Consider the following 240-nt stretch of genomic DNA (forward strand, 5'->3'; position numbering starts at 1 on the left):
GCGCACAGTAATAGCTATGTACAAAATAAAAGTGCGCCTTGTCTTCGATACCACTCCACAATGGATGCTCAAAATCCATACCACTAATAGTATTCCAGCCCATATGCGGTACTGTTATTTGTACCCCTTTTTCATCTTTCCATGCCGGATCAAAAGCGGGTACTGTGCCATCTAAGATACTCAGACAGGGCGTGCCACCATTTTCAGCAGACTGCTCAAACAACGCCTGCATACCAACAC

At 45.4% G+C, this 240-nt stretch carries 1 protein-coding gene; it reads right to left on the bottom strand.

All coding sequences use genetic code 11. The features are described from left to right. Positions 1-240 (bottom strand): imidazole glycerol phosphate synthase subunit HisH (locus tag AAEY75_RS16905; RefSeq protein WP_502944463.1); only part of this gene is annotated, 240 nt, incomplete at both ends.

Origin of the sequence: Psychrobacter sp. TB55-MNA-CIBAN-0194, from assembly GCF_040309505.1 — a bacterium.
Taxonomy (GTDB): domain Bacteria; phylum Pseudomonadota; class Gammaproteobacteria; order Pseudomonadales; family Moraxellaceae; genus Psychrobacter; species Psychrobacter fozii.